The following is a 26,093-nucleotide window of genomic DNA, read 5'->3' as shown; positions in this document are numbered from 1 at the left end:
GGCAGCCAGGCCGAAGGCCGAGGCGGCGACGAGAGCGAGAGCAATCTTCTTCACGTGAGTTTCCTTCATAGTTGCGAGGAGAATCATTCATTCTTCGCCGCGCCGAACGAGCCTGTGGACCCGTCCCCCGGCAGACGACGAAGCGGCCGTTTTATGGGAAGCCGCCGCTGCTGTCCAGCGTATCTCTACCGCTACGGTTGGCAAAGCGGGACAGCCCCTGCATCTTCTTGTGAAAACATGGTTTTCACGTATCTGAAGCAATATTGCGGGACTTACTTGACGCATATAAAGATATCTTTATATCCGCATATATGATTCCCGCCTCCAAGATCTTCGCCTCGCTGGCGGATCCGACCCGGTTGCGCATCCTGATGCTGTTGCGGGCCATGGAGCTTTCGGTCGGAGAGGTCGCCCAGGTCCTGGGACAGAGCCAGCCACGCGTCTCCCGCCACGTTAAGATCCTGATCGATGCGGGGCTCGCCGAGCGGCGCAAGGAAGGCAGCTGGGTCTTCGTCAGCCTCGGTGCGTCGGCCCTGGTCGAGCCGCTTTTCGCCTTGCTGGACGACTGGGCCGGCACCCATGGAGAGAATCCCTGGTTCGCGGCGGATGCCGCCCGTCTTGCGGCGGTCCGTGCCGATCGCGCCGCGGCGGCCGAACGCTACTTTGCCGGCCATGCCGAGGAGTGGGATGCGCTGCGATCGCTCCACGTCGCCGAGAGCGAGGTCGAAGCGGCGATCGCCCGGGCACTCGGCGACCAGCCTATCGGCCGACTGGCGGACATCGGTACCGGCACGGGACGCATGATCGAGCTGTTCGGGCCGGCCGCCACCCAGTCGCTCGGCATCGACCGCTCGCCCGAAATGCTCCGGCTCGCCCGCGTGAAGCTGGCGCAGGCCGGTCTCGAGGCGGTCGAGCTGCGCCAGGGCGACATGTATGCGCTGCCGTTGCCGAGCGGATCGTCGGACACGGTGATCCTCCACCAGGTGCTGCATTATGCGCAGAATCCGGCCGCCGCGATCGCCGAGGCGGCCCGCGTCATCGGTCCGGGCGGGCGGCTGCTGGTCGTGGATTTCGCTCCGCACGAGCGTGAGGACCTGCGCAGCCGCGACGCCCATGTCCGCCTCGGCTTCGCGGACGAGGCGGTGCTCAAATATTTCTCCGAAGCGGGCCTCGAAGGCCGGGTCGTCGAGCATCTCGAGGGCGGCGAGCTTACCGTCACACTGTGGCTGGGCGTGCGCCCGTCATCCCGTCTGAAGGTGGTCGCATGAGCCCTGTCGCTTATCCCCTCTCGCCGTTCGGCAAGGCCATGTTCGAGGATGCGGCCGGAGATATCGAGGTGAGCTTCGAATTCTTCCCGCCGAAGACGGACAAGATGGAGGCTACGCTCTGGGATTCGATCGAAACGCTGGCGCCGCTCCGCCCACGCTTCGTCTCCGTCACCTACGGCGCCGGCGGCTCCACCCGTGAACGCACCCACGCCACGGTCGAGCGGCTGGTGCGCGAGACCGACCTCACGCCAGCCGCCCACCTGACCTGCGTCGGCGCCACGCGAGAGGAAATAGACGAGGTCGCCCGCGCTTATTGGGAAGCCGGAGTCCGGCACGTCGTCGCCCTGCGCGGCGACCCTGCAGAGCCGGGCGGGCGCTTCGAGCCGGTGCCGGGCGGCTATGCCAGCGCCGCCGAACTGGTGGCTGGCCTGAAGGCCGTGGCGCCGTTCGAGATTTCGGTTGCGGCCTATCCGGAGACGCACCCCGAATCGATCACCAAGCGCGCCGATCTCGACAATCTGAAGCGCAAGTTCGACGCCGGTGCCGACCGGGCGATCACCCAATTCTTCTTCTCGCCGGACGCCTTCCTTCGCTTTCGGGACGTCGCGGCGGCGATGGGTATCGAGGCGGAGATCGTCCCGGGGATTCTCCCGGTCTCCAATGTGGCGCAGACCCGCAAGTTCGCCTCCGCCTGCGGTGCCGGGATCCCGCTCTGGATGGATCGGCTGTTCGAGGGGCTGGACGATCTGCCGGCCGCCCGACAATTGGTGGCGGCGACCGTCGCTGCCGAATTGTGCGCGCAGCTCTATGCCGGCGGCGTGCGCCACTTTCATTTCTTCACGTTGAACCGTGCCGAGCTGAGCTACGCGATATGCCATCTGCTCGGCCTTCGCCCACGTATCCTAGGGAGCGAGAATCATGACAGCCGCCGAGCAGCTCAGGGCTGAAGCCGCCCGCCGGATCCTGGTCAAGGATGGCGCTTATGGTACCGAGATCCAGCGTCGGCGGCTGAACGAGTCCGAATATCGAGGCACGCTAGGGCTGGACCGCGACCAGAAGGGCAATAACGACCTTCTGAACCTCACGCGGCCCGAGACCGTGCGCGAGATCGCCCGCAGCTTCGCCGACGCCGGCGCCGATATATTGGCGACCAACAGTTTCAACGCCAATCGCATCAGCCAGGCCGATTACGGCGCCGAGTCCCTCGTCGCCGACATCAACCGCGCCGCCGCCCGCATCATCCGCGAAGTGGCCGAGGAGGCCGAGGCGCGCGACGGCCGCCGCCGCTGGGTCGCGGGCGCGCTCGGGCCGACGAACAAGACCCTCTCTTTGTCTCCGAACGTCAACGATCCCGGCTATCGCGAAGTCGATTTCGACACCGTCTCGGACGTCTATGTCGAGCAGATCGAGGCGCTGGTCGAAGGCGGCGCCGATTTCGTCCTGATCGAGACCGTGTTCGACACGCTGAACGCCAAGGCGGCGGTTCACGCGGCGCATCGGGCCGGGGCATCGCTCGGCCGCGATTTGCCGATCATGCTGTCGATGACGATCACGGATCTGTCCGGGCGCAATCTCTCTGGCCATTCGATCGAGGCCTTCTGGGCCTCCGTGCGTCATGCGCGGCCGCTCACCGTCGGCCTCAACTGCTCGTTCGGCGCGGCCCAGCTTCGAGCCCACGTCGCTGCGCTGTCGGGGATCGCCGACACTTTGGTGATGGCCTATCCCAATGCCGGCCTGCCCAACGACCTGGGCGAGTATGACGAAGTCGCCGAGACGACCGCAGCCCAGGTGAGGAGCTGGGCCGAGCAAGGGATCGTCAACATCGTCGGCGGCTGCTGCGGGACCACGCCCGAGCATATCCGGGCGATCGCGGAAGTGCTGAAGAATCATGCGCCGCGCACGATTCCGACACCCGAGCGCCGCACCATGCTCGCCGGCATCGAGCCGATGATCCTCGCCGCCTGATCGGGCGGTCCGCTCCACTCCACCGGAACCTTCAGGAATTTTCCACATCCCATGGCCACGACCGCCAATATCGAACCGAACGATTTCGCGGAGCCGTCGCCGGCTCTTTCCTCGGCCACCTTCGTCAATATCGGCGAGCGCACCAACGTCACCGGATCGGCCAAGTTCAAGAAACTGATCATGGCCGGCGACTATGCCGCCGCGGTGGAGGTAGCGCGCCAGCAGGTCGAGAACGGCGCCCAGGTGATCGACGTCAACATGGACGAAGGCCTGCTCGACGCCGAGGAGGCCATGACCACCTTCCTGAAGCTGATCGCCGCCGAGCCCGACATTGCCCGCGTGCCGATCATGATAGACAGCTCGAAATGGTCGGTGATCGAGGCGGGCCTCAAGTGCGTCTCGGGCAAGCCGATCGTCAATTCGATCAGCATGAAGGAAGGGGAGCAGGAGTTCCTGCGCCTCGCCCGAAAGGTCCGCGACTATGGCGCGGCCGTGGTCGTCATGGCCTTCGACGAGACCGGCCAGGCGGATACGAAGGCGCGCAAGGTCGAGATTTGCGAGCGCGCCTACAAGCTGCTCGTCGCCGAGGGCTTTCCGCCCGAGGACATCATCTTCGATCCGAACATCTTCGCCGTCGCCACCGGGATCGACGAGCATCGTCGCTACGCGCTCGACTTCATCGAGGCCTGTCGGGAGATCAAGGCGCGTTGCCCCCATGTCCACCTGTCGGGCGGCCTTTCGAACCTCAGTTTCTCGTTCCGCGGCAACGAGCCGGTGCGCCGGGCCATGCACTCGATCTTCCTCTATCACGCGATCCCGGCCGGGCTGGACATGGCGATCGTCAATGCCGGGCAGCTCGATGTCTACGACGCGATCGACCCCGAGCTGCGCGAGGCCTGCGAGGACGTCATCCTCGACCGGCGCCCAAAGGCCGGGGGGGACGCCACCGAGCGGCTGGTGACGCTAGCCGAGAAATTTCACGGCAGCGATCCGGCGCGCGAGAAGGAAGAGGCCGAGTGGCGCGGCTGGCCCGTGGCGAAGCGGCTCGAGCACGCTTTGGTCAAGGGCATCGACTCGCACGTGGTCGAGGATGCCGAGGAGGCCCGGCTGATCGCCGCCCGCCCCATCGAGGTGATCGAGGGGCCGCTGATGGACGGCATGAACGTGGTCGGCGACCTGTTCGGATCGGGCAAGATGTTCCTGCCTCAGGTGGTCAAGTCGGCGCGAGTGATGAAGAAGGCCGTCGCCCACCTCATCCCCTTCATCGAGGCCGAGAAGGAACTGAATGGGTCCACCCAGGGCAAGGGACGGATCGTCATGGCCACCGTCAAGGGCGACGTTCACGATATCGGCAAGAACATCGTCGGAGTCGTGCTGCAGTGCAACGGCTTCGAGGTAGTCGATCTCGGCGTGATGGTGCCCTGGCAGGACATCCTCAAGGCCGCCAACGACAACAAGGCCGACATGATCGGGCTTTCCGGCCTGATCACCCCCTCGCTCGACGAGATGGTGACGGTCGCGACCGAGATGCAGCGCGAGAACCTTACCTTGCCTCTGCTGATCGGCGGGGCGACCACGAGCAAGGTCCACACCGCCCTGCGCATCGAGCCGGCTTATGAAGGGCCCGTCATCCACGTCCTCGACGCCAGCCGCGCCGTCGGCGTCGCTTCCTCGCTGGTGTCGGACACCCAGCGCGTGCCGCTCGTCGAGCGGACGCGCCAGGATTATGAAGACATCCGGACGGCACGAGCGCGCGCGGGACAGAACGTGCTGTCCGGCCTTGCCGAAGCGCGGGCCAACGGATTCGTCTTCGATCCGGAAGGCAAGGCGCGTCCGCCGGAGCGTCCGGGCGTGCACAATTTCGGCGAGTGGCCTCTTCGCGAACTGCGTGCGCAGATCGACTGGACGCCATTCTTCCGCGCCTGGGAGCTTGCCGGCAATTATCCCGCCATCCTCGACGATCCGGTGGTCGGCGAGAGCGCGCGTTCGCTGTTCAGGGACGCCGAGGCGATGCTCGACCGGATGATCGCGGAGCATTGGGTGGTCCCGAAGGGCACGGTCGGGCTGTGGCGCTGCCGGCGCGAAGGCGACGACGTGCTCGTCCTGGCCGGCAACGACTGGACCCGCCTGCCTTTCCTTCGCCAGCAGGTGAAGAAGAGGGAAGGGCGGGCGAATATGTGCCTGGCCGACTTCATCGATCCTGACGGCGAGGACTGGATCGGGGGCTTCGCGGTCGCCATTCACGGGCTCGATCCGCATCTGGCGCAGTTCAAGGCCGAGAATGACGATTATTCGGACATCCTGCTGAAGGCGCTCGCCGACCGGCTCGCCGAGAGCTTCGCCGAGGTGCTGCACGCCCATGTCCGCGACAGCATCTGGGGCTATGCGCCGGACGAGCATTTCACCAATGAGCAGCTGATCCGGGAGAAATATACCGGTATCCGGCCGGCGCCTGGCTATCCCGCCTGTCCGGACCACAGCCTCAAGCCGGCGCTGTTCCGGATGCTTGGAGGCGAGCCGGCCGGGGTGACCCTCACGGACAATTTCGCGATGCTGCCGACCTCCGCCGTGTCCGGCTTCTATTTTGCGCATCGCGACAGCCAGTATTTCGGGGTCGCGCGGATCGGCCGCGACCAGCTGGAAGATTATGCTCAGCGCCGCGGAGTCTCGGTCGAGGAAGCCGAGCGCTGGCTGCGGCCGAACCTGGACTAGTGGCGGTCGGGGCTCCCGGTCTCCGACAACTGGGTACACGCACGTCGGACCGATGAAAGGTCCGGGCCATTGTCCTGGATCCTGGTGGTAGCCGGCCCTACGCCTGTCCTAACCGTCAGGCCGATGATCGTCCCGTCCTGGGGCAGCGCCGGATTAACCCTCTTCCGGCATCGACTCCGGCGCTGTCGGACGCGACATGCACGGCATGACCCGGATCGTCATCACCACCTTGATCGCCTGCCTGATCATCATTGCGGCGCCCATCTCGGCGCAGCCGGCGGCAGCGCCTTTCGTCGTCCAGGAGAGCGGGGAGGCGTTCGGTTCGCTCGGCGATGCGGTCGATTCGATCGGGGACGGCCAGGGCACGATCCTCATCGCTCCGGGCCGATACCGGCAATGCGCCGTGCAGCGTGGCGGCCGGATCGCGTTCGTGGCGCGCGACCCGGGTACCGTTCTCTTCGACGGCCTCGCCTGCGAAGGAAAAGCCGCGCTGGTGCTCGGCGGCCGGGCGGCGCAGGTGGAGGGGATCGTCTTTCAGAATATTCGCGTGCCGGACGCGAACGGGGCCGGGATCCGGCTCGAGTCCGGCGATCTTACCGTGCGCGAATCCCTTTTCCGCAACGGCGAGAACGGGATCCTCGTCGCGCTCGATCATCAGGGCACAATCCGGATCGAGCGATCCACCTTCTCCGGCCTCGGCCGCTGTCCTGAGGACCAGGGCTGTTCGCATGGAATCTACAACAGCGGAAGCGGTGCGCTGATCGTCTCGCGCAGCCGGTTCGAGCGCGGTACCGGTGGCCATTATCTCAAGAGCCGCGGCACCCGGATCGAACTGACCGAATCGAGCTTCGACGACAGCGCCGGGCGGGCGACCAACTATATGGTCGACCTCTCCCACGGCGCGACCGGGGCAATCGCCGGCAACCTGTTCGTTCAGGGCGCCGACAAGGAGAATTACAGCGCCTTCATCTCGGTCGCGCCCGAAGGTGCCGAGAACAGCTCGGCCGGGCTTTCGATCACCGACAATGAAGCCAGGCTCGTGCCCGGCCTCCGGCGCCGCACCGCCTTCGTCGCCGATTCGAGCGGCGAGGATATCCGCCTCGAGGGCAACAGCCTCGATCCGCAGATCGTGCTGCTGGAACGGCGCTGATCCGAACACCCTCCTTTGAAAGTGACGGGCTGCTATAGCGCGCGCATGAATCGCGCCGGGGCCCTGCTGCTTTTCCTCGTTTCGTTGCTGTGCTCGCTTCCGGCGCAGGCGCAGAATCGAATGCAAGTCTCGCTCGAGGCCGAGACCGAGACGGTAGTGCCCGGAAGCGAAGCCATGCTCGCCTTCGTCATGCGGCCGGAACCCGGCTGGCACGGCTATTGGCTCAATCCCGGCGACGCCGGGGACTCGCCGCGCGCAGAATGGCGCCTGCCGGCGGGCTGGACGGCAGGGCCGCTCCTTTATCCGGTGCCCGATCGCCTGACTTTGCTCGGGCTGATGAACTATGTGTACGAGCGGGACTATGCGCTCCTGGCCACGGTGCAGGTGCCGGAAAATGCCGCCGCCGGTGATACCGTCCCGGTGCAGGCGCGCCTCGATTACCTCGTCTGTACCGACCAGTTGTGCGTTCCCGAGACGGCGACGGTCTCGACGCAACTCCGTATCGGCGCGCCGGGGCAGGCCGACCCAGCCTTCTCGCGCTACCGGCAAGCCCTGCCGCGGCCGCTCGGCGCCGAGGCTCGTTTCGCGATCGAAGGGGGGCGCCTGCGCCTCGCCGTGCCTTTGCCCGCGGCGGCCCGGCTCGACCAACCCCATTTCTATCCGCTCACCCTGGGGGCGCTGAGCCACGCGGCGCCGCAGAGCCTGTCGCGCAACGGCGACCTGCTCATCGTCGAGACCGACGTCGGCCGCCAGGCGGCTTCGATCCAGTCGATCGAAGGCGTGCTCGAGACGAGCGACGGGATCGGCCTGGCGCTGACCGCGCAGCGCGGCGACGTGCCCGCTGCCGGGGTTCCGATCACCACCCCGGCCGAGCCGGGGCAGGATGGCGGGCCGGCGATCCTCCTCGCCTTGCTCGGCGCCCTCGCCGGCGGGTTGCTGCTGAACGTCATGCCCTGCGTCTTCCCGATCCTGAGCCTCAAGGCGCTGAGTCTCGTCCGGGCGGGCGAGACCGAGGCAGCCGCCCGCCGCGAGGCGCTGGCTTATGCCGGCGGCGTCATCGCCATCTGTCTCCTGCTCGGTGGCCTGCTGCTCGCCCTGCGTGCCGGGGGAGCGATGGTGGGCTGGGCGTTCCAGCTCCAGGATCCGCGCGTGATCCTGCTGCTTCTCCTGCTGGTGACGGCGGTCGCGCTGAACCTGGCCGGGCTGTTCGCCTTGCCCACGATCGCCGGCGGCCACGGCCTGGCGCGCGGCGGCGGCGTCCGCGGCGCCTTCTTCACCGGGGCGCTCGCCGCCTTCGTTGCCACGCCCTGCACGGGGCCGTTCCTGGGTTTCGCGCTGGGTGCGGCACTCGTATTGCCGACCTGGGCGGCGCTCGCCGTTTTCGCCGGCCTCGGGCTCGGCCTGGCTCTGCCCTTCCTCCTGCTCGGATTCGTGCCTGCCTTGCGCCGGAGACTGCCGAAGCCCGGCGCGTGGATGGAGCGCTTCCAGCGGATCCTGTCGGTGCCGATGTTCCTGACGGCTCTGGGCCTGGCCTGGATCCTCGGCCGCCAGAGCGGCGTCGACGGCATGGCGCTCGGCCTCGCCGCCGCGCTGGTGCTCGGGCTCGCTTTGTGGTGGCTCGGCCGGCGGCAGGACCGGGCGCGCGCCTGGCTGCCGCTCGCCATGATCCTCATTGCGGTGCTTGCCCCTCTGCCGTTCGTGCGAACCGTGGAAGCGGGGCCCGTAATGGCCGAGGGCGGCCTTGCCAGCGAGCCGTTCAGCGAGGCGCGCCTGGCCGAGCTGAGGGCGGCGGGGAGCCCGGTCTTCGTCTATTTCACCGCAGACTGGTGCCTCACCTGCAAGGTGAACGAGCGCGCCGTCCTCGACCAGGCCGAGGTCGCAGCGGCTTTCCGGCAGCGGGGGGTACGAGTCCTGGTCGGCGACTGGACGCGGGGCGACGCCGCCATCGGCCGCTTCCTCGAGAGCCACGGCCGATCCGGCGTGCCGCTCTACCTCTATTACGCGCCGGGAGGCGAGGCGGAGATCCTGCCGCAGATCCTCACCGTCGGACGGGTGACGTCGTTGAGCGCGTGAAGCGCGTTCCGCCGTCGGAGAGCCCGGCTACGCAATCCGTTCCGGATTCCCGGCTTCCGCGGGGAAACAGATTCTGGAACGGGCGCCTAGTCCCGTTCCCACACCTTCCGGCCCGCAAGCCAGGTCTCGAGCACCTGCGTCTCGCGTATCTGGCGCTGGTCGGCGAGCTCGAAAATATCGCGGTCGATGAAGAGGAAGTCGGCCATCCGTCCTGGCTCGAGCGTGCCGATCCGGTCCTCGGCGAAACCGGCAAAGGCGGCACCGCGGGTGAAGGCGTCGAACGCCTGCTCGAGGGTCAGCCGCTGCTGGGGCAGCCATCCTCCGGGCGGCTGGCCATTGGCGTCCTCGCGGCTGATCGCCGCGGCGAGGCCGTGGAAGGGATTGGGATTCTCGACCGGAAAATCGGATCCGAAGGCGAGGGGCACGTCGGCATCGATCATGCTGCGCCAGGCATAGGCGCCCTGCAGCCGGTCGAGCCCCATCCGCGCCTCGGCCATCCGCATGTCACTGGTCTGGTGGACCGGCTGCATCGAGGCGATGATGCCGTTGCGGGCGAAGCGGGGCAGATCGGCCGGGTCGATGATCTGGGCATGCTCGATCCGCCAGCGCCGGTCTCCCTCGTAAGTGTGGGAGAGATCCTCGATCGCGGCGAGCAGTTCGGCGTTGGCGGCATCCCCGATCGCATGCACCGCGACCTGGAACCGATCCATTGCCGCCCGGCTCATCAGATTCTTGAGCACCGTATCGCTGACCAGCGGAAGGCCGCGCTCGTCCGGCGCGTCGCGATAGGGCTGCTTCAGCCAGGCGCCGCGCGACCCCAGAGCGCCGTCCAGATAGAGTTTCACGCCCACCATCCTGAGGCGTCCGTCATAGAGCCAGGGGGTCGGCCGGACGCCGGCGACCGACACGAGGTCGTCGATTCCGGAGGCATAGGAAAGGATACGCATGTGGAGCCGGCCCTCATCCCCGGCACGCCTGATCGCGTTCCAGTCGTCGGCGCCGGTGCCCATGTCGGCGACGGCGGTCAGGCCGTTCGACAGCAATATCTCCTGCGCCCGGGCGAAAGCCCGGTCGCGCTGCACCGGCAAGGGCGGCGGCACGGCCTGCTCGACCAGGGCCATCGCCGCGTCGACGAAGACGCCGCTGGGGGCGCCGTCGGCGGCGCCCCCGACCCGTTCGATGCGGCCGCCGGCGGGCGCCTCGGACGCAGCCGTGATTCCCGCCTCGCGCATCGCCGCGCTGCTCGCCCAGCCGGCATGGCCGTCGACCCGTTCCAGCCAGACCGGACGCCCACCCGCGGCGGCGTCGAGCTCGGCGGCGGTGGGAAAGCGGCCGAGCCCCCAGCGCTCCTGGTTCCAGCCGCGGCCGACGATCCAGCGCGGGGACGGGTTGGCGGCAGCGTATTCGGCGATGCGGCGCTGCGCCTCCTCGAGCGAGTTGGTGTCGGAGAGATCGAGCTGGAGGGCGCCCATGCCGAGCCCCATGACATGGCCGTGTGCGTCGATCAGACCGGGGATCAGCGTGCGACCGCGGCCGTCCAGCAGGTATCGCGGCCGTTCCGGCCGGCGGTCGCGGCGGGAGAGGAGCTGCTTCACGCGCCCTTCATCGTCGATCACCATTCCCGTGAAGCGGTGCAGCCGCCCGTCCTCGCGAAGGGTGTAGCCGTTGACATTATCGACCAGTGCGTCGGCAAATGCAGGGGCGGCGAGGAGGAGAGCGAAGGCGGTAAGGAACGCCGCGAAGGGGCGAAGGACGGCGTTCTTCAAGGTTCCAATCTCCTGATCAGCGAACTGGTATCCTGCCGTCCGGCGCCCATCGCCTGCAGGTCGGCATAGAATTGATCGACCAGGGCCGTGACCGGAAGGCGCGATCCGTTGGCCCGGGCTTCCTCCAGGGTCAGGCCGAGATCCTTGCGCATCCAGTCCACGGCGAAGCCGAAATCGAACTCGCCGCGCTCCATCGTCTCCCAGCGGTTGACCATCTGCCAGCTCTGCGCCGCGCCGCCCGAGACGGCTTCGAACGCCTTGGCCGTATCCAGGCCGGCGGCCTTGGCGAAATGAATCGCCTCGGCGAGGCCCTGGACCACCCCGGCGATGCAGATCTGGTTGACCATCTTGGTGAGCTGCCCGTGGCCGGCCGGGCCCACATGAACGATCCGCGCGGAATAGGCCTCCATCAGCGGTCGCGCCGCCGCGACCGCGCTTTCGCTGCCGCCGCACATCACCGCCAGCGCGCCTTTCTCGGCACCCGCCTGCCCGCCCGAGACGGGGGCGTCGACGACCCGGAGCCCGCGGCCTTCGCCTTCTTCCGCCAATCTGCGCGCAAGGCGGGCAGAGGCGGTGGTATGGTCGACGAACAGCGCCCCTTCGGCCATTGCCTCGAATGCGCCGCGGGGGCCGGTCGTCACCTCTTCGACATCCCGGTCCGCGCCGACGCAGGCGATCACCGCATCGGCGCCGTCGGCGGCTTCGGCGGCGCTGCCGGCAGAGGCGCCGCCATGCCGGTCGACCCACTCCCGCGCCTTCGCGGGGCTGCGATTGTAGACGGTGAGGCTGTGCCCGGCCGCGGCCAGATGGCGGGCCATGGGTGCGCCCATGACCCCGAGTCCGAGAAATGCGATACGTGCCATAAGCCCGGGCGATAAGGCTTGTTTGCCTGCCGCGCCAGATGGTCTAGACCGCGGCACCATGGCGACCCCGGCCCACTCTTCCGCCTTGCCGATCGGCCTTGCCGATATCGAGGCCGCCGCGCGGCGCATCGAGGGCGCGGTGATCCGTACCCCGACCGTGATGAGCGGATCCTTGTCCCAGCGGCTCGGCGCGAAAGTGTGGGTCAAGTTCGAGACGATGCAGCATACCGGCGCGTACAAGGAACGCGGCGCGCTCAACAAGCTGCTGCTGCTGGACGAGGCGACGCGCGCCCGCGGGGTCATCGCCGCTTCGGCCGGCAATCATTCGCAGGCGGTCGCCTATCACGCCCGGCGGCTCGGCGTGCCGGTGGTGATCGTGATGCCGCGGCCAACGCCGATCGTGAAAGTCAGTCAGACCGAAGGCCACGGTGCCGAAGTCGTGCTGCACGGCGAGATGTTCGACGAGGCGAATGCCGAGGCCCTGCGCCTTGCGGACGAAAGAGGCCTGGCCTTCATCCATCCGTTCGACGATCTCGACGTGATCGCCGGCCAGGGCACGGTCGCGCTGGAGCTGCTCGCCGATGCGCCGGATCTGGACACCTTGGTCGTTCCGATCGGCGGGGGCGGGCTGATCGCGGGGATCGGCACCGCGGCCAAGTCGCTCAAGCCCGGCATAGAGGTGATCGGCGTCCAGGCCGAGCTCTACCCGAGCATGTTCGCCAAGTTCACCCGCCAGAACCTTCCGTGCGCCGGGGACACGATCGCGGAAGGAATAGCCGTGAAGGCGCCGGGCCTGCTCACCTCCGGCATCATCAATCACATCGTCGACGACATTTTGCTGATGCCGGAGCGTGACATCGAGAGCGCGATCAGCCTTTTGGTGCAGGCGGAGAAGACCGTCGTCGAAGGCGCCGGCGCGGCCGGGCTGGCGGCCCTGCTCTCCCGTCCCGAAAGGTTCGCCGGGCGCACGATCGGTCTCGTCCTCACCGGCGGCAATATCGATCCGCACCTGCTCGCCAACGTGCTGCTTCGCGACCTCGCCCGTTCCGGGCGGATGACGCGGCTCAGGATCCAGCTTCAGGACCGGCCGGGCGCCCTGCACGCGGTCATCAAGCTGTTCAGCGAACACCAGGTCAACATCGTCGAGGTTTCGCACCAGCGCATCTTCACGACCCTTCCGGCCAAGGATGCGGCGATCGACGTCGAATGCGAGGCGCGCGACGCGGAGCAGATCGTGCGGCTGATCGGATCGCTTCGGGCCGAAGGGTTCGACGTCCATCCCGTCCCGGTCGACTGACCGGGGAGGCGAGGCGAGATTAGGGACGAGGCATCGCTTCGTCCCAGCCCGGAACGGCTCGTCGCATAGCCGAGCCCGGGCACAAACCGGCCTTTCCAACGTTGCATGGACGGCTCATAAAGATTCGTGCAACCATGTTGTTTCGGCTGGAGTCGACTTGAGCGCACCGTTTCGATTTCCCCGTTTCTTCGTGACGACTCCGTCGCCTTGCCCCTATCTGGCCGGCAAGACCGAGCGGAAGGTGTTCACCGAGCTGAACGGACCTCATGCCGGCGAGCTCAACGATGCGCTCGGGCGGATCGGCTTCCGCCGCAGCCAGAACGTCGCCTATCGCCCGAGCTGCTTCGATTGCACGGCCTGCGTCTCGGTCCGGGTGATCGCTTCGGAATTCCAGCCGAGCGCGACCCAGCGCAAGGTACTTCGCCGCAATGCCGACCTGGAGGTGACCGCCTGCAAGGCATGGGCCACCGAGGAGCAGTACCAGCTGCTGCGGCGCTACCTCCGCGCCCGCCATCCCGACGGCGGCATGGTCGAGATGGACGAGCATGACTTCTCGGACATGGTCGAGCAGAGTCCGGTGAAGACCTATATCGTCGAATATCGCGAGCCTTCGACCGACGGCCTGCCCGGCCGACTGGTCGGCGCCTGCCTGACCGACCAGCAGGCCGACGGCCTGTCGATGATCTACAGCTTCTTCGAGCCCGACGACGATCGCCGAGACGGCCTCGGCACCTTCATCATCCTCGACCACATCGTTCGGGCCGGACGATCAGGCCTTCCTTATGTCTATCTCGGCTATTGGGTCGAGGAGTCGAAGCGGATGGCCTACAAGTCGCGCTTCCGCCCCCTAGAGAAGCTGGGACCGGGCGGGTGGCGCCGGTTCGATCCGGAGCAGCGGGAACTGCCGTTGGCGTAGAGGACCGGCAACGATACCTATGTCGTCGACGAGGCCGGCGACCAGGTGATCGAGCTGGCAGGCGAAAGGGCGGATCGGGTGAAGAGCGCGATCGGCAGCGCGGCGAGCACGGCCGCCCACCGGATCGTCTACAACCCCGTCACCGGCGCCCTGCTCTACGACGCCGACGGCGAAGGCGGCGGCGCTGCGATCCAGTTCGCAATGCTGGACAACCATCCGCCGACCTTGGCGGCCACTGACTTCGTCGTGATCTGAGGCCGGCTCAGCTGTCTTCCACCTGCGTCGCCAGCTTCTTCGGCGCCACAGCGCGATAGCTTTCGGCGATCCACCGCTTGAGCAGGTCGATGTCCGCCGACTCCCCCGACGGGAGGCGGCAGCTGATCCAGCCGGAGCGGGCGAGGCCGTAGCCGGCCGGTTCGGCGAAATCGAACACCAAGGCGAAATCGCGGCTGACCGGCAGCTTCACGGTCAGTCCCAGCTTCCCTTCATCCTTGGTCAGCCAGGCAAAGGTCTTGCCGCGCACCTTCAGGGCGGTGTGGCCCCAGGGAAAATCCTCGCTTGCCTCGGGAAAGCCGAGGCCGAAGGCCCGCAGCGCCTCGAAATCGGAGTCGACGCGCATCGCGCCGATCAGTCCAGCTCTGTCATGAACGGGGGATCGGGAATGGCGGAGGTGGCGTGGCTGAGCAGGTCTCCCCAGCGTACCGACAGGTCGTCGAAATAGGGGTCGTCCGCCTCGATCCTGCGAGTCAGCGGGGGCCGTCCGTCGGAAGGCATGACCATCAGGTCGAGCGGCAGGCCGATGGCCAGGTTCGACCGGATCGAAGCGTCGAACGAGAGGAAGCCGATCTTCATCGCTTCCGACAATGGCGTCGACAACCTGATCGTCCGATCGAGGATCGGCCTCCCATATTTATGCTCCCCGATCTGGAAGAAGGGAACGTCGGGCCGGCATTCGATGAAGTTGCCGGCCGAATAGATCAGGAAGAGCGCGGGCGGTCCATTGCCGATCCGCCCACCGAGCAGCAGCGAGGCGCCGGCGCTGATGTTGATCGACCGCAGCGCCCTGCCGACCGTCTCGTTGGCGAGCTGCACGGCTTCGCCGACCAGCTGTGCCGCGCGGAACATCGAGTTGGGCTCGGCGATCGTCCGGGCAAGCGTCCCCTCTTCGTTGCTCGGGATTCCTTCGCGCAGCAGGCTGATGATCGTCTGCGTGGTGGAGAGATTTCCGGCAGAGGCGGCGAAGATGCGACGGTCCGGCCCGTCGGCCAGGACGTGGAGCTTGCGGTAGGTCGAAATGTCGTCGACCCCGGCATTAGTGCGGGTGTCGGCGATCATGATCAGCCCCGCATCGAGCAGCATTCCCAGGCAATAGGTCATGCTTCCTCTCGGCTCCCCCCGGTGACGGCTCAGCTCTGCGACTGCGCCTGGGCCTGGCGCGCGGCCTCGCTGACACGAACCTCTACCCTCAGTTCCTCGTCCCCGCCACCCGAACGTGCGCCCGCCACCGGCGCGGCGTCGCGATAATCGAGACCGCAGGCGACGCGGACATAGGCATCGTCGGTGCAGATGCCGTTGAGCGGGTCGAAGGCCGTCCAGCCGAGATCGTCGACCCAAGCCTCGCCCCAGGCATGGCCGGCTTCCTGGACGTGCCGGCCGTCGCGTCGGAACAAATGACCCGAGACGTAGCGGGACGGAATTCCCAATCGGCGCGCGACGGCGATGAAGATGTGCGCGAAATCCTGACAGACACCATGGCCGGCGGCGCAGGCCTGCTCGGCGCTCGTGTCGATACTTGTCACCTCCGTATCGAAGCGAATGTCTCGGTGGAGGTTGGCGGCGAGCGCATGAAGGCGGTCCAGCGTGCCGGCGGCGCTCTGCACCGTTGCTTCGGCAATCCGTTCGACCGCCGGGCCGGCCTTGGTGAGCGGCGTGGATCGCAGGAAGACCGGCGGGGGCAGATCGTGCGGCAGCCCCTGCACGAGCCCGGCCTTGTCGTCGGTGAGCACCGATCCCTCGACGGAGATGGCGAGGCTTTCCACCGGCCGGTCGACATAGAGCATGTGGGTGGCGTTGCCATAGCCGTCCCGCGCCTTGCGCAGGCGCGCGTCGCAATCGACGTTGACGCGCCAGTCGAGCACGGTCTGGCCGGCGAAAGTCGCCGGCACCATCCGAAGCAGCTGGATGATCCGCCGAGGCGGCTCGCTGTAGTGGTAAGCGGTGGTGTAGTGGACCGACAGGCGCATGGCGGGTTGGTTCCTACCCGAACCGGAACTGTTCGGCGATGGCCCGGTCGATCGCCGCATTCTCGGCGATGTAGGCCTGCAGCCATTCGTGCAGGCCGTTCTGGATGATCGTTTCGATGTTAAGATCCTGCATCCGCGACAGCCGCTGCCGCGCGCGCCGGTCGGCCGCGCCCTGGCGCCCGGACCGGGCGGCGAAGGCGCCGAGATGGGTCACCGTCTCCTCGGCCGAGGCGGTCAGCGATCGCGGCATTTCCCCCCGCAGGATCAGCAGATCGCCGACCAGCCAGGGCTGGAGCGGCCCCTGATAGAGGTGGCGATAAGCGGTGCGGGCCGAGACAATCTGCAGGATGGTCGTCCACTGGTCGCGGTCTAGCGTGCCGCCCACCGCCTCGCCCGGCGGGAGCAGCAGATAATATTTGACGTCGAGGAGCCGTGCCGTGTTGTCGCCGCGCTCGATGCTCGAGCCAAGGTGCATGAACCAATTGCCTTCGGTGCGCAGCATTCTGCCGAGCGCACCTTCGAAGCCGCGTATCTCGGCCTTGAGCTCCTCGACGAGATTGAGCGTTGCCTGCGCCCCGCCCGGGCTGGCGCGGTCGCGGATGATGAGCCATGCCCGGTTGATCGCCTGCCATACCTCGACGGTGATGGCGGTACGCGCCGCCCGGGCATTGTCGCGCGCGCCCGCGAGACAGGAGCGGATCGAGCTGGGATTCTCGTCGTCGAGCGTCAGAAAGCGCCGGGCGCTGAACGGGGTCAGCGGCTCGCTTTCCTCGCCGAACGCGCCTTCGGCCCCGACCACGCTGAGTGCGCTGCGCCAGGCCTGTCCGCCCTGAGGATCGTGGCCGAGAGCGCTGAGGCGAATCGTCGCCTCGACCAGACGGCAGGCGAATTCCGCCCGCTCCATGAAGCGTCCGATCCAGTAGAGGTGCGCGGCGGTGCGCGACAGCATCACCCGTCGCCCCCCGCGCCGCCCTCGAGGATGAAGCTGTCCTTGGTGCCACCGCCCTGGCTCGAGTTCACGACCAGCGATCCCTCGCGCAGTGCCACCCTGGTGAGGCCGCCCGGCACCGTGCGAACGCCGTTGGCGCCGGTCAGCACGAATGGGCGGAAATCGACGTGGCGCGGGGCGATGCCGCGTTCGGTGAAGGTCGGCACGGTCGACAGCGCCAGGGTCGGCTGCGCGATATAGTGATGCGGCTCGGCCTTGAGCGCCGCACGGAACGTCTCCATTTCCGCGCGGGTCGCCGCCGGCCCGACCATCACGCCGTAGCCGCCCGAGCCGTCGACCGGCTTGACCACCAGCTGCTCCAGATTGTCGAGCGTATATTTGAGCGCCTGCGGCTCTCGGCACCGCCACGTCTCGACATTGTGCAGCTTGGGCTCCTCGCCGGTATAGTAACGGACGATCTCCGGCATGTAGCTGTAGATCGCCTTGTCGTCGGCGATGCCGCTGCCCGGCGCATTCACCAGGCTGACGTTTCCCGCGAGATAGGCCGCCATCAGGCCCGGAACCCCAAGCAGAGAATCCGGCCGGAAGACGAGCGGGTCCAGGAAGGCATCGTCGATGCGCCGGTAGATGACGTCGACCCGGACCGGCCCGTCGATCGTGCGCATGAAGACGACGCCATCGTCCACCACCAGGTCGCGCCCCTCGACCAGCTCGATGCCCATATTGTCGGCGAGGAAGCTGTGCTCGTAATAGGCCGAATTATGGTGACCCGGAGTGAGCAGCACGCCCACCGGATCCTTGGCCTTGTCGGGCGCCACCGACAGGAGCGTTTCGCGCAACATCTCGGGATAGGAATCGACCGGCGCGACGTCCAAGATCTCGAACAGCTCCGGACACAGGCGCAGCATCGCCTCTCGATTCTCCAGCATGTAGGAGACGCCCGACGGGGTGCGGGCATTGTCCTCGAGCACCCAGAATTCGTCCGCGCCGGTACGCACCAGATCGATGCCGCAGATGTGGGCGAAGACGCCGTGCGGCGCGCGCGCACCGGCGCAGGGAATACAAAACTGGCTGTTGGCGAGCACGATGTCGGGCGGGATCGCGCCGTCGGCGAGGATGCGGCGGGGCCCGTAAATGTCGCCGAGGAAGGCGTTGATCGCCCTGACCCGCTGCTCCAGGCCTTCCGCCAGAGCGGACCATTCGCGCGCGGTGAAGACGCGCGGGATGATGTCGAACGGGATAATCCGCTCGGCCGATTCTTCCTCGCCATAGACGGCGAAGGTCACGCCCAGGCTGCGAAAAGCCGCCTCCGCGGCCTGCTGGCGCCGGTCGAGCTCGGCCGGCGGTAGGTCGGCGAGCCAGGCGGCGAGCGACTCCAGGCCCGGCCTGGCCTTGCGACCCCGGCTCGTCCCCCACAATTCATCGAACGCGGTCGGCGCGGCCATCGGCCCCCTTGATGCTCAATCCGTCCGGCGGCATTCCGCCAGGGCCATCATGCACATCCCGGGGCCGCGGTGACAGGTGAAAAAGAAACCGGCCCCCGCTGGTCGCGGGCGCCGGTTCCATGCGCTTCCTCGAGTGGAATTCAGGCGACCTGGGCGGCCTCGGCCTCGTCGGGCTCGCGCAGCACGTAGCCGCGGCCCCAGACCGTCTCGATATAATTTTCGCCGCCGCAGGCCAGGCTCAATTTCTTGCGGAGCTTGCAGATGAACACGTCGATGATCTTGAGCTCCGGCTCGTCCATGCCGCCATAGAGATGATTGAGGAACATCTCCTTGGTGAGGGTGGTGCCCTTGCGCAGGCTGAGCAGCTCCAGCATCGCATATTCCTTGCCGGTCAGGTGCACGCGGGCGCCATCGACCTCGACCGTCTTGGCGTCGAGATTGACCGCGAGCTTGCCGGTCTTGATCACCGACTGCGAATGCCCTTTGGAGCGGCGGACGATGGCATGGATGCGGGCGATGAGCTCGTCGCGGTGGAACGGCTTGGTGACATAGTCGTCGGCACCGAAGCCCAACGCGCGAACCTTGGAATCCATCTCGCTGACGCCGGAAAGGATCAGCACGGGCGTTCCGACCTTGGCCGTGCGAAGCTTCTTCAGCACGTCGTAGCCATGCATGTCGGGAAGGTTCAGGTCGAGGCAGATGATGTCGTAGTCGTACAGCTTGCCGAGGTCCAAGCCCTCCTCGCCGAGGTCCGTCGTATAGACGTTGAAGCCCTCGGTGCTGAGCATCAATTCAATGGCCTTGGCCGTGGTCGGCTCGTCTTCGATCAGCAGCACGCGCATCTAATCTGCCCTCCTGTCGCGAAAGCTCGCCCGCCGATCGGGGGCGCCCCCTCGAGGCGTATTAACGTTTACAGATGTGAACGCAAAAGGTTAATTCTGTCTTAATTCCATGAATTAATTGATGAACGAAAAGCGGCGTCCGATCTCGCCCGTTTGCCTGCGCGCCGCAGCCGTGGCACGGGCCATCCATGCATGACATTCGCGATCGCATCCTCTTCGTCGACGCCGAGGCGATCGTGATCGACAAGCCGGCGGGCCTCTCCGTCCATCCCGGGCCGGCGACGCGCGAGAGCCTGGAGGACGCGCTGGGCGAGCTTCGGCTCGGCTTCCTGCGGACGCCCGCCCCGGTCCACCGGCTCGACCGCGACACGTCCGGCTGCCTGCTCCTCTCCCGCAACCCGAAAGCCCACAAGCGCTTCGCCCGCACGTTCGAGGAGGGCCGCGCCGAGAAGGTCTATATCGCCGTGCTGGAAGGGATTCCCGCCGCCGAGGATGGGGTGGTGGGACTTGCCCTGACCAAGATCTCCAGTCCCGAAAGCGGCTGGCGGATGGTGCCCGATCCGAGTGGCCGGCCGGCACAAACGGAATATGCGGTGATCGGCCGCATCGGGGAACGTGCGCTGGTCCGATTCCGACCGCGCACCGGGCGTACCCATCAGATCCGCGTCCATGCCGCCGCAGGCCTCGGCTGTCCGGTCGCGGGCGACCCGGTATATGGAGACGGCGTCGGGCCGACGCTCCTCCACGCGCTGGAACTGCGCGTGCCGCGCGAGTCCAAGCCGGCAATCGAAGCGCGGGCGCCACTGCCGCGCCCCTTCGCGGAAGCCGGATTCGACGATGCCGGACTTTGAGATACCCGAGGATGCGCTGCAAGAACGCTTTCTGGCGGCCTCCGGCCCTGGCGGCCAGAACGTCAACAAGGTGGCAACCGCCTGTCAACTGCGCTGCGACGTTTTCAGGCTCGGCCTTTCGCCTGAGGTCTATGCCCGGCTCAGAGCGCTGGCCGGAAGCCGGATGACCGCCGCGGGCGAGATCGTCATCACCGCCCGAACCCACCGGAGCCAGGAAGCCAATCGCGAGGAAGCGCGCGCAAGGCTGGCGAACCTGATTGCGCGCGCCCATGTACGGGAAGCGAAGAGAATCAAGACCAAGCCGAGCCGTGCTGCCAAAGCGAGACGCGTCGACGCCAAGAAGCAGCGATCGAACGTGAAGCAGGGCCGCGGCAGGGTAAGGCCGGATTGAACGCGTTCCTTGACGTCACAAGGGGGAGCGCGAAGGAGCCACGATGTACGACTTCAGGATTGCCGCCGACGACAAGGCCGAGCTCTACCGACAGCTGACCCAAGCCGCCGAAGCCCTCACGGCAGGAGAGCCCGACGCCATCGCCAACATGGCCAATGTCGCCGCCTTGTTGTGGGAGGCACTGCCCGACCTCAACTGGGCGGGCTTTTACCGCAATGTCGGCGGCGAGCTGGTGCTCGGCCCGTTCCAGGGCCGGCCAGCGTGCATCCGAATCCCGTTCGGCAAGGGCGTGTGCGGGGTCGCGGCTGCAAGCCTCGAGCCGCAATGTGTCGCGGACGTCCTCGCTTTCCCCGGCCACATCGCCTGCGACGCTGCCTCGCGCTCGGAGCTGGTCGTGCCCGTCCTGCACGAAGGCGTGCTGCTCGGCGTCCTCGATCTCGACAGCCCCAGCCCCGCCCGCTTCGACGACGCGGACGTTGCCGGCTGTGTCGAATTGGTACAGCGGCTTTCTGAACGCTTTGCCGGCGTGGCCTGACCTACACGCCGGCGCTAGAGTGATCCTTCAAGGGCTCCGGGCCTCCGTGCCGGGAGCCGAAATCGCTCAGGGGAAACGGCATGAACAGGCTCGTCCTCACCGCATTCGTAGCCGGCATCGCCACCGTTCCGGCCGCCGCATCTGCTCAACCGGGCCAGGGTCCAGGCGTCAGCGTCCGGCATGCCGGCAATGTCGCCGTGGGTCACGAAGGACGCCGCTTCCACCACCCCGGTCGGAATTTTCAACATCGCCGCCTGCAGAGGGGCTTCTTCGTCCATCCCTTCTGGTTCGGCCCGCAATTCCACGTCCAGAACTGGCAGCTCTACCATCTTCCAGCGCCCCCGCGCGACCAGCGCTGGGTGCGTTATTATGACGATGCCTACCTGATCGACCCGGAGGGGCGAGTCCGAGACACACGCTACGGGCTCGACTGGGACGAATATGGCGAGCGCTGGGAGATGGACGACGGCATCCCCTCTTATTACGGGCGCGGCGAATGGCGGCCCGATGAACGGGACTATGCCTGGGTCGAGCGTTCCCAGCCGGGGCCTGAAGAAGGATGGGATTACGGCGCCTATGGCGGCCACGAAGAGGGCGGCTATGCCTATGGGGCCGGGCCCGGCTATCCCCCTCCGGCCTGCCATCCCGCGCCGCCCCAGCCCTGCGCGGGGCCAGTTTACGGTCCAGGCTACGGCTATTCTGGCCAGGGCTATGGCTATTATGGTTACGGCGCCGCCTATCCGATCATCATCGAAACGACCGTCTGGTCGGGCGGAACCACCTATGTCGAGGAAGTGACGGAGGAAGTGGTCGAGGTACGGCAGCGCGCGCGCCGCCACGTCCGGCCGCGGCCGCGTCCCCAGCCGCGGCCACGTCCCCAGGCGCCTCCGCGTCCGCCGGCGGGAGAGCGGGGCTGACCGCCCGGAACTGATCGTTGCGCGCGGGCGGCGCGGACATTGTCTTGGGCGGCGCCGGCGCCGGCGCCGGGTTCAGGTGAGCTTGCTCAGCGCCTCGTCGTCCAGACCGGCGGGGACGATGATCAACGGGCAGGGCAGGCTCCCGGCGACCGATCCCGCGAAATGGCTGATCAGCGGCCCCGGTCCGCCTTCCTTCGCCGCGGCGAGCACCAGCGCCAGCAGATCGTCCCGTTCCTTGAGCAGTGCGGTGACGGCCTTGATCGGCTCGCCCTGCTTCACGGTGATCGACGGCTTGATTCCCGCTTCCTCGATGATGGCCCCCGAGGCCTGGACGAGCATCGCCTCGGCGCGCAGTCGGGCTTCCTCCTCCATCGCGGCCTGGACGCCGCTCCATTGGACGAACTCCTGCTTCGGAATCAAAGCGAGGATTTCCACGCCCGCGCCGATCCGCGCCGCTCGACGGGCCGCGAACCGTAGCGCCGCCTGGGCCTCCTCGGTCTCGTCCATGACCACCAAATATGATCGCATTGGGCCTCCCGCGGGCGGCAATCCGGATGCGATCGCGCATTCGTGCCTCCCCATCGCGCCGGGCAGGTGCCGGCGCCCGACGACGGTGCGACAGAACAATCGCCCAAGCAAGTCTTGACCATGAAGGGGCTGATGCTGTTTGGACGCTGGCGGTTCTTTGGAGCGGATCGCGATCGCTTCGCGTGGCGATCCGCTCCAGAATGACTTGTCTTGTCGCGATATCCGAGTCGTCGGAGGATTCCGCCCGACCGGATAGCGCTCTAGAGGATGCGCCTTCATGCCGATCGAACTGAAGATGCCCGCTCTGTCGCCGACGATGGAGGAGGGGACTCTCGCCAAATGGCTGGTGAAGGAGGGGGACACCGTCTCCTCCGGCGATATCCTGGCCGAGATCGAGACCGACAAGGCAACCATGGAGTTCGAAGCGATCGACGAAGGCACGATCGCGAAGATTCTCGTTCCCGAAGGCACTGACGAAGTGAAGGTCGGCACCGTCATCGCGCTCATCGCGGAAGAGGGCGAGGACGCCTCCAGCGTGGAGGCCCCCGCCGGCAAGGCCGTGGCCCAGGATGGCGGCGAGACCGGAGCGGGTCAGCCGGCCGAGGAGGCCAAGCCTGCGGCCGAGCCGTCGCCGCCGCAGACCGAGGCCAAGGCCGCGCCCGCGCCGGCCGCACCGCAGGCCCAGGACGGCGGGCGGGTGAAGGCGAGTCCGCTGGCGCGCCGCCTGGCCGAGGCTCAGGGTATCGATCTTGCCGGTCTCACCGGTTCAGGCCCGGGCGGCCGGATCGTCAAGGCTGATATCGAGGCGGCCGCGGGCAAGGCGCCGGCCAGGGCCGCTCCGGCCCCTGCCGCGGCGCCGGTCGCCGAGCGGCCGGCGTCCGTGGCTCCGGCCACTTTCGAGACGGAGATCCCGCACGAAGCGGTCAAGCTGTCGAACATGCGCAAGACGATCGCCCGCCGGCTGACGGAGGCGAAGCAGACGATCCCCCACATCTACCTCACCGTCGACGTGCGGCTCGACGCCCTGCTCTCGCTGCGGGCCGAGCTGAACAAGGGCCTGGAAAGCCGCGGCGTCAAGCTGAGCGTCAACGACATGCTCATCAAGGCGCTCGCCGCGGCCTTGATGGAAGTGCCTGAGTGCAACGTCTCCATCTCCGGCGACCAGCTATTCAAATATAGCCGTGCCGACGTGTCGGTCGCGGTGTCGATCCCGAACGGCCTGATCACGCCGATCATCGTCGGTGCCGACACCAAACCGCTCTCGCTGATCTCCAAGGAGATGAGCGAGCTCGCCGGCCGGGCCAAGGAGGGCAAACTGCAACCGCACGAATATCAGGGGGGCACCGCGAGCATTTCGAACATGGGGATGTACGGGATCAAGCAGTTCGACGCGGTCATCAATCCGCCCCAGGGCATGATCATGGCCATCGGCGCCGGCGAGAAGCGCCCCTACGTCATCGACGATTCGCTTCAGATCGCGACGGTGATGAGCGCCACGGGCAGCTTCGACCATCGCGCCATCGACGGCGCAGACGGCGCACGGCTGATGAAGGTGTTCAAGCAGCTGGTCGAGAGCCCGATCGGGATGCTGGCATGATCGACACGGCCCGCCCGGCGGCGCCGGCGATCGGCGCTTCTATCGGGGCGGTCGCGGCCGGGCTCCTCGCCGCCGGTATCGGCTTTCTTGCCGCCACGGCGCAGGGCATGGCCACCGCGCCGTCCCAATGGGCGGGACTGGTGCCGCTGGGAATCATCGCCGTCGGATTGGGTCTGACGGTGCTGGGCCTCGTATCGCTGCCCGTGCCGGGGCTGCGCTCCGCCGCCAGAACCGGGGCGGTGGTCATCCTGATCGGCTTCGTCGGCTTGTTCGTCCTGTCGCGGGTTATTTCGGCGATCGGACTTTACGGTGGCTGACGGCGATCATTCCACCGTGTCCGACCGCCGTGCCAGCGGCGGCATTCGATAAACAGCTGGAGCTAACATGGCTGACACCTACGATCTCATCGTTCTAGGCTCCGGGCCCGGCGGCTATGTCGCGGCCATCCGTGCGGCCCAGCTCGGGCTCAAGACGGCGATCGTCGAGCGCGAGAAGCTGGGCGGCATCTGCCTCAACTGGGGCTGCATCCCGACCAAGGCGCTGCTGCGCACCTCCGAGATCAACCATTATCTCACCCACGCCTCGGACTACGGCCTCACCGCCGAGATGGTCGGCTTCGACCTTGCCAAGATCGTCGACCGCAGCCGCAAGGTCGCGGGTCAGCTCAATGCCGGGGTCAAGGGGCTGATGAAGAAGAACAAGATCGTTGTGGTGGAAGGCGAGGGGACGCTCGCCGGGAAGGGCCGGCTCAAGGTCACCAAGGAGGGTCAGGACACCGAGCTTGCCGCCAAGCACATCATCGTCGCGACCGGCGCCCGCGCTCGGGACCTGCCCTTCGCCAAGGCGGACGGGGAGCGGATCTGGACCTATCGCCACGCCATGGTGCCGAAGGAGATGCCGACGAAGCTTCTCGTCATCGGCTCGGGCGCGATCGGCGTCGAGTTCGCCAGCTTCTATTCGGACATGGGCTGCGACGTGACGATCGTCGAAATGCTCGACCGGATCCTGCCGGTGGAGGACGAGGAAGTCTCCGCCTTCGTTCACAAGCAGTTCACCAAGCAGGGAATGAAGATCCACGTCTCGTCGGGCGTCGAGAGCCTGGAAGCCGGCAAATCCGGGGTCAAGGCGGCAATCAAGGGCAAGGACGGAAAGTCGGAGACTCAGGAATTCAGCCACGCCATCGTCGCGATCGGCATAGTCCCAAACAGCGAGGATATCGGCCTTGAGGCGCTCGGCGTGAAGACCGAGCGCGGGCATATCGCGACCGACGGCTACGGCCGCACGAACGTCGAGGGGATATACGCGATCGGCGATGTCACCGGTCCGCCCTGGCTGGCCCACAAGGCGAGCCATGAAGGTGTCGTTTGCGTCGAAGCGATTGCGGGCAAGAATCCGCACCCGTTCGAGACCTGGAACATTCCCGGCTGCACCTATTCGCGCCCGCAAGTCGCCTCGGTCGGCCTTACCGAGGCGAAAGCCAAGGAAGCCGGGCACGAGGTCAAAGTCGGCAAATTCCCCTTCATCGGCAACGGAAAGGCCATCGCACTCGGCGAGGCGGAAGGCTTCGTGAAGACTGTGTTCGACGCGAAGACGGGGGAACTGCTCGGCGCCCATATGGTCGGCGCCGAGGTGACCGAGCTGATCCAGGGCTATGCCGTCGCCCGCCAGCTCGAGACGACCGAGGCGGAGCTGATGCACACCATCTTCCCGCACCCGACCTTGTCCGAGATGATGCACGAGAGCGTCCTCGACGCATATGGACGGGCGCTGCACTACTGAGGCAAG

The 26,093-nt window shown here is 67.0% G+C and carries 25 protein-coding genes; 16 read left to right on the top strand and 9 right to left on the bottom strand.

Annotated features, from left to right (window positions below; translation table 11 throughout):
* Positions 1-311: 311 nt before the first annotated feature.
* The 6 genes from EKM57_RS03240 to EKM57_RS03215 all read left to right on the top strand — a co-directional run bounded on the left by EKM57_RS03240 (position 312) and on the right by EKM57_RS03215 (position 9,168).
* Positions 312-1,268 carry a metalloregulator ArsR/SmtB family transcription factor gene (locus EKM57_RS03240; RefSeq protein WP_129790995.1) on the top strand — a complete coding sequence of 319 codons (957 nt, stop codon included), beginning with the start codon at positions 312-314 and terminating at the stop codon, positions 1,266-1,268.
* Positions 1,265-2,215, top strand: coding sequence for a methylenetetrahydrofolate reductase [NAD(P)H] (metF, locus tag EKM57_RS03235; protein WP_206185272.1), 951 nt, complete (start codon positions 1,265-1,267; stop codon positions 2,213-2,215). Before EKM57_RS03240 ends, metF begins: the two co-directional genes overlap by 4 nt.
* Positions 2,187-3,233, top strand: coding sequence for a homocysteine S-methyltransferase family protein (locus EKM57_RS03230; RefSeq protein WP_129790994.1), 1,047 nt, complete (start codon positions 2,187-2,189; stop codon positions 3,231-3,233). Before metF ends, EKM57_RS03230 begins: the two co-directional genes overlap by 29 nt.
* Before the next feature lie 51 nt (positions 3,234-3,284).
* Complete coding sequence (metH, locus tag EKM57_RS03225) at positions 3,285-5,945, top strand: methionine synthase (RefSeq protein WP_129790993.1); 2,661 nt, start codon at positions 3,285-3,287, stop codon at positions 5,943-5,945.
* A gap of 205 nt (positions 5,946-6,150) precedes the next feature.
* Positions 6,151-7,095 (top strand): right-handed parallel beta-helix repeat-containing protein, encoded by a 945-nt coding sequence (locus tag EKM57_RS03220; RefSeq protein ID WP_129790992.1) that lies wholly within the window; start codon positions 6,151-6,153, stop codon positions 7,093-7,095.
* A gap of 45 nt (positions 7,096-7,140) precedes the next feature.
* Positions 7,141-9,168, top strand: a complete 2,028-nt coding sequence (locus EKM57_RS03215) for a protein-disulfide reductase DsbD (RefSeq protein WP_129790991.1) — start codon at positions 7,141-7,143, stop codon at positions 9,166-9,168.
* A gap of 86 nt (positions 9,169-9,254) precedes the next feature.
* Here the strand turns inward: EKM57_RS03215 and EKM57_RS03210 are convergent, their stop codons facing one another.
* Both EKM57_RS03210 and EKM57_RS03205 read right to left on the bottom strand, forming a co-directional pair.
* Positions 9,255-10,934, bottom strand: a complete 1,680-nt coding sequence (locus EKM57_RS03210; protein WP_206185270.1) for an amidohydrolase — start codon at positions 10,932-10,934, stop codon at positions 9,255-9,257.
* A complete protein-coding gene (locus EKM57_RS03205) occupies positions 10,931-11,797 on the bottom strand; it encodes an NAD(P)-dependent oxidoreductase (RefSeq protein WP_129790990.1) in 867 nt (288 codons plus the stop codon). The genes EKM57_RS03210 and EKM57_RS03205 overlap by 4 nt, the downstream gene beginning before the upstream one ends.
* Positions 11,798-11,855: 58 nt before the next feature.
* Between EKM57_RS03205 and EKM57_RS03200 the strand changes: the two genes are divergently transcribed.
* From EKM57_RS03200 to EKM57_RS03190, 3 genes are all read left to right on the top strand, one after another.
* Positions 11,856-13,094: a threonine ammonia-lyase gene (locus tag EKM57_RS03200; protein ID WP_129790989.1), complete on the top strand. Its 1,239-nt coding sequence runs from the start codon at positions 11,856-11,858 to the stop codon at positions 13,092-13,094.
* 157 nt (positions 13,095-13,251) lie between these two features.
* The gene (locus EKM57_RS03195) at positions 13,252-14,010 is read left to right on the top strand and encodes an arginyltransferase (RefSeq protein WP_129790988.1); all 759 of its coding nucleotides are present in this window, start codon (positions 13,252-13,254) and stop codon (positions 14,008-14,010) included.
* Between the two features lie 45 nt (positions 14,011-14,055).
* Positions 14,056-14,265: a hypothetical protein gene (locus EKM57_RS03190; protein ID WP_129790987.1), complete on the top strand. Its 210-nt coding sequence runs from the start codon at positions 14,056-14,058 to the stop codon at positions 14,263-14,265.
* Positions 14,266-14,272: 7 nt separating this feature from the next.
* Here the strand turns inward: EKM57_RS03190 and EKM57_RS03185 are convergent, their stop codons facing one another.
* The 6 genes from EKM57_RS03185 to ctrA form a co-directional block, all read right to left on the bottom strand.
* Entirely contained in the window at positions 14,273-14,629 is a 357-nt protein-coding gene (locus EKM57_RS03185) for an MmcQ/YjbR family DNA-binding protein (protein ID WP_129790986.1), read from the bottom strand.
* An 8-nt stretch (positions 14,630-14,637) separates the two neighbouring features.
* A complete protein-coding gene (locus EKM57_RS03180; RefSeq protein ID WP_129790985.1) occupies positions 14,638-15,387 on the bottom strand; it encodes a peptidase in 750 nt (249 codons plus the stop codon).
* Positions 15,388-15,416: 29 nt separating this feature from the next.
* On the bottom strand, positions 15,417-16,253 hold the full coding sequence (locus EKM57_RS03175) for a transglutaminase family protein (RefSeq protein ID WP_129790984.1): 837 nt from the start codon (positions 16,251-16,253) through the stop codon (positions 15,417-15,419).
* Between the two features lie 13 nt (positions 16,254-16,266).
* Positions 16,267-17,202, bottom strand: a complete 936-nt coding sequence (locus tag EKM57_RS03170; protein ID WP_129790983.1) for an alpha-E domain-containing protein — start codon at positions 17,200-17,202, stop codon at positions 16,267-16,269.
* Positions 17,202-18,647, bottom strand: a complete 1,446-nt coding sequence (locus EKM57_RS03165; protein ID WP_129790982.1) for a circularly permuted type 2 ATP-grasp protein — start codon at positions 18,645-18,647, stop codon at positions 17,202-17,204. The genes EKM57_RS03170 and EKM57_RS03165 overlap by 1 nt, the downstream gene beginning before the upstream one ends.
* Positions 18,648-18,787: 140 nt before the next feature.
* Entirely contained in the window at positions 18,788-19,489 is a 702-nt protein-coding gene (gene ctrA, locus EKM57_RS03160) for a response regulator transcription factor CtrA (RefSeq protein WP_129790981.1), read from the bottom strand.
* A 188-nt stretch (positions 19,490-19,677) separates the two neighbouring features.
* Here ctrA and EKM57_RS03155 point away from each other — a divergent pair, with 188 nt between their 5' ends.
* From EKM57_RS03155 to EKM57_RS03140, 4 genes are all read left to right on the top strand, one after another.
* Complete coding sequence (locus tag EKM57_RS03155; RefSeq protein ID WP_129790980.1) at positions 19,678-20,340, top strand: RluA family pseudouridine synthase; 663 nt, start codon at positions 19,678-19,680, stop codon at positions 20,338-20,340.
* Entirely contained in the window at positions 20,327-20,731 is a 405-nt protein-coding gene (gene arfB, locus EKM57_RS03150; protein ID WP_129790979.1) for an alternative ribosome rescue aminoacyl-tRNA hydrolase ArfB, read from the top strand. The genes EKM57_RS03155 and arfB overlap by 14 nt, the downstream gene beginning before the upstream one ends.
* Before the next feature lie 43 nt (positions 20,732-20,774).
* Positions 20,775-21,266, top strand: a complete 492-nt coding sequence (locus EKM57_RS03145; RefSeq protein WP_129790978.1) for a GAF domain-containing protein — start codon at positions 20,775-20,777, stop codon at positions 21,264-21,266.
* Between the two features lie 80 nt (positions 21,267-21,346).
* Positions 21,347-22,183 (top strand): RcnB family protein, encoded by an 837-nt coding sequence (locus EKM57_RS03140; protein WP_129790977.1) that lies wholly within the window; start codon positions 21,347-21,349, stop codon positions 22,181-22,183.
* Positions 22,184-22,255: 72 nt separating this feature from the next.
* On the opposite strand, the gene EKM57_RS03135 is transcribed toward EKM57_RS03140, so the two are convergent.
* Positions 22,256-22,711 (bottom strand): universal stress protein, encoded by a 456-nt coding sequence (locus EKM57_RS03135; protein WP_129790976.1) that lies wholly within the window; start codon positions 22,709-22,711, stop codon positions 22,256-22,258.
* Between the two features lie 277 nt (positions 22,712-22,988).
* Between EKM57_RS03135 and EKM57_RS03130 the strand changes: the two genes are divergently transcribed.
* The 3 genes from EKM57_RS03130 to lpdA all read left to right on the top strand — a co-directional run bounded on the left by EKM57_RS03130 (position 22,989) and on the right by lpdA (position 26,087).
* A complete protein-coding gene (locus EKM57_RS03130) occupies positions 22,989-24,308 on the top strand; it encodes a pyruvate dehydrogenase complex dihydrolipoamide acetyltransferase (protein ID WP_129790975.1) in 1,320 nt (439 codons plus the stop codon).
* Positions 24,305-24,625, top strand: a complete 321-nt coding sequence (locus EKM57_RS03125) for a hypothetical protein (RefSeq protein ID WP_129790974.1) — start codon at positions 24,305-24,307, stop codon at positions 24,623-24,625. Before EKM57_RS03130 ends, EKM57_RS03125 begins: the two co-directional genes overlap by 4 nt.
* A 67-nt stretch (positions 24,626-24,692) precedes the next feature.
* Positions 24,693-26,087, top strand: a complete 1,395-nt coding sequence (gene lpdA / locus EKM57_RS03120) for a dihydrolipoyl dehydrogenase (protein ID WP_129790973.1) — start codon at positions 24,693-24,695, stop codon at positions 26,085-26,087.
* Positions 26,088-26,093 lie beyond the last annotated feature (6 nt).

This window comes from Sphingosinicella sp. CPCC 101087, from assembly GCF_004151485.1.
Classification (GTDB): Bacteria; Pseudomonadota; Alphaproteobacteria; order Sphingomonadales; family Sphingomonadaceae; genus Allosphingosinicella.
This window is presented reverse-complemented; position numbering and strand designations above follow the sequence as displayed.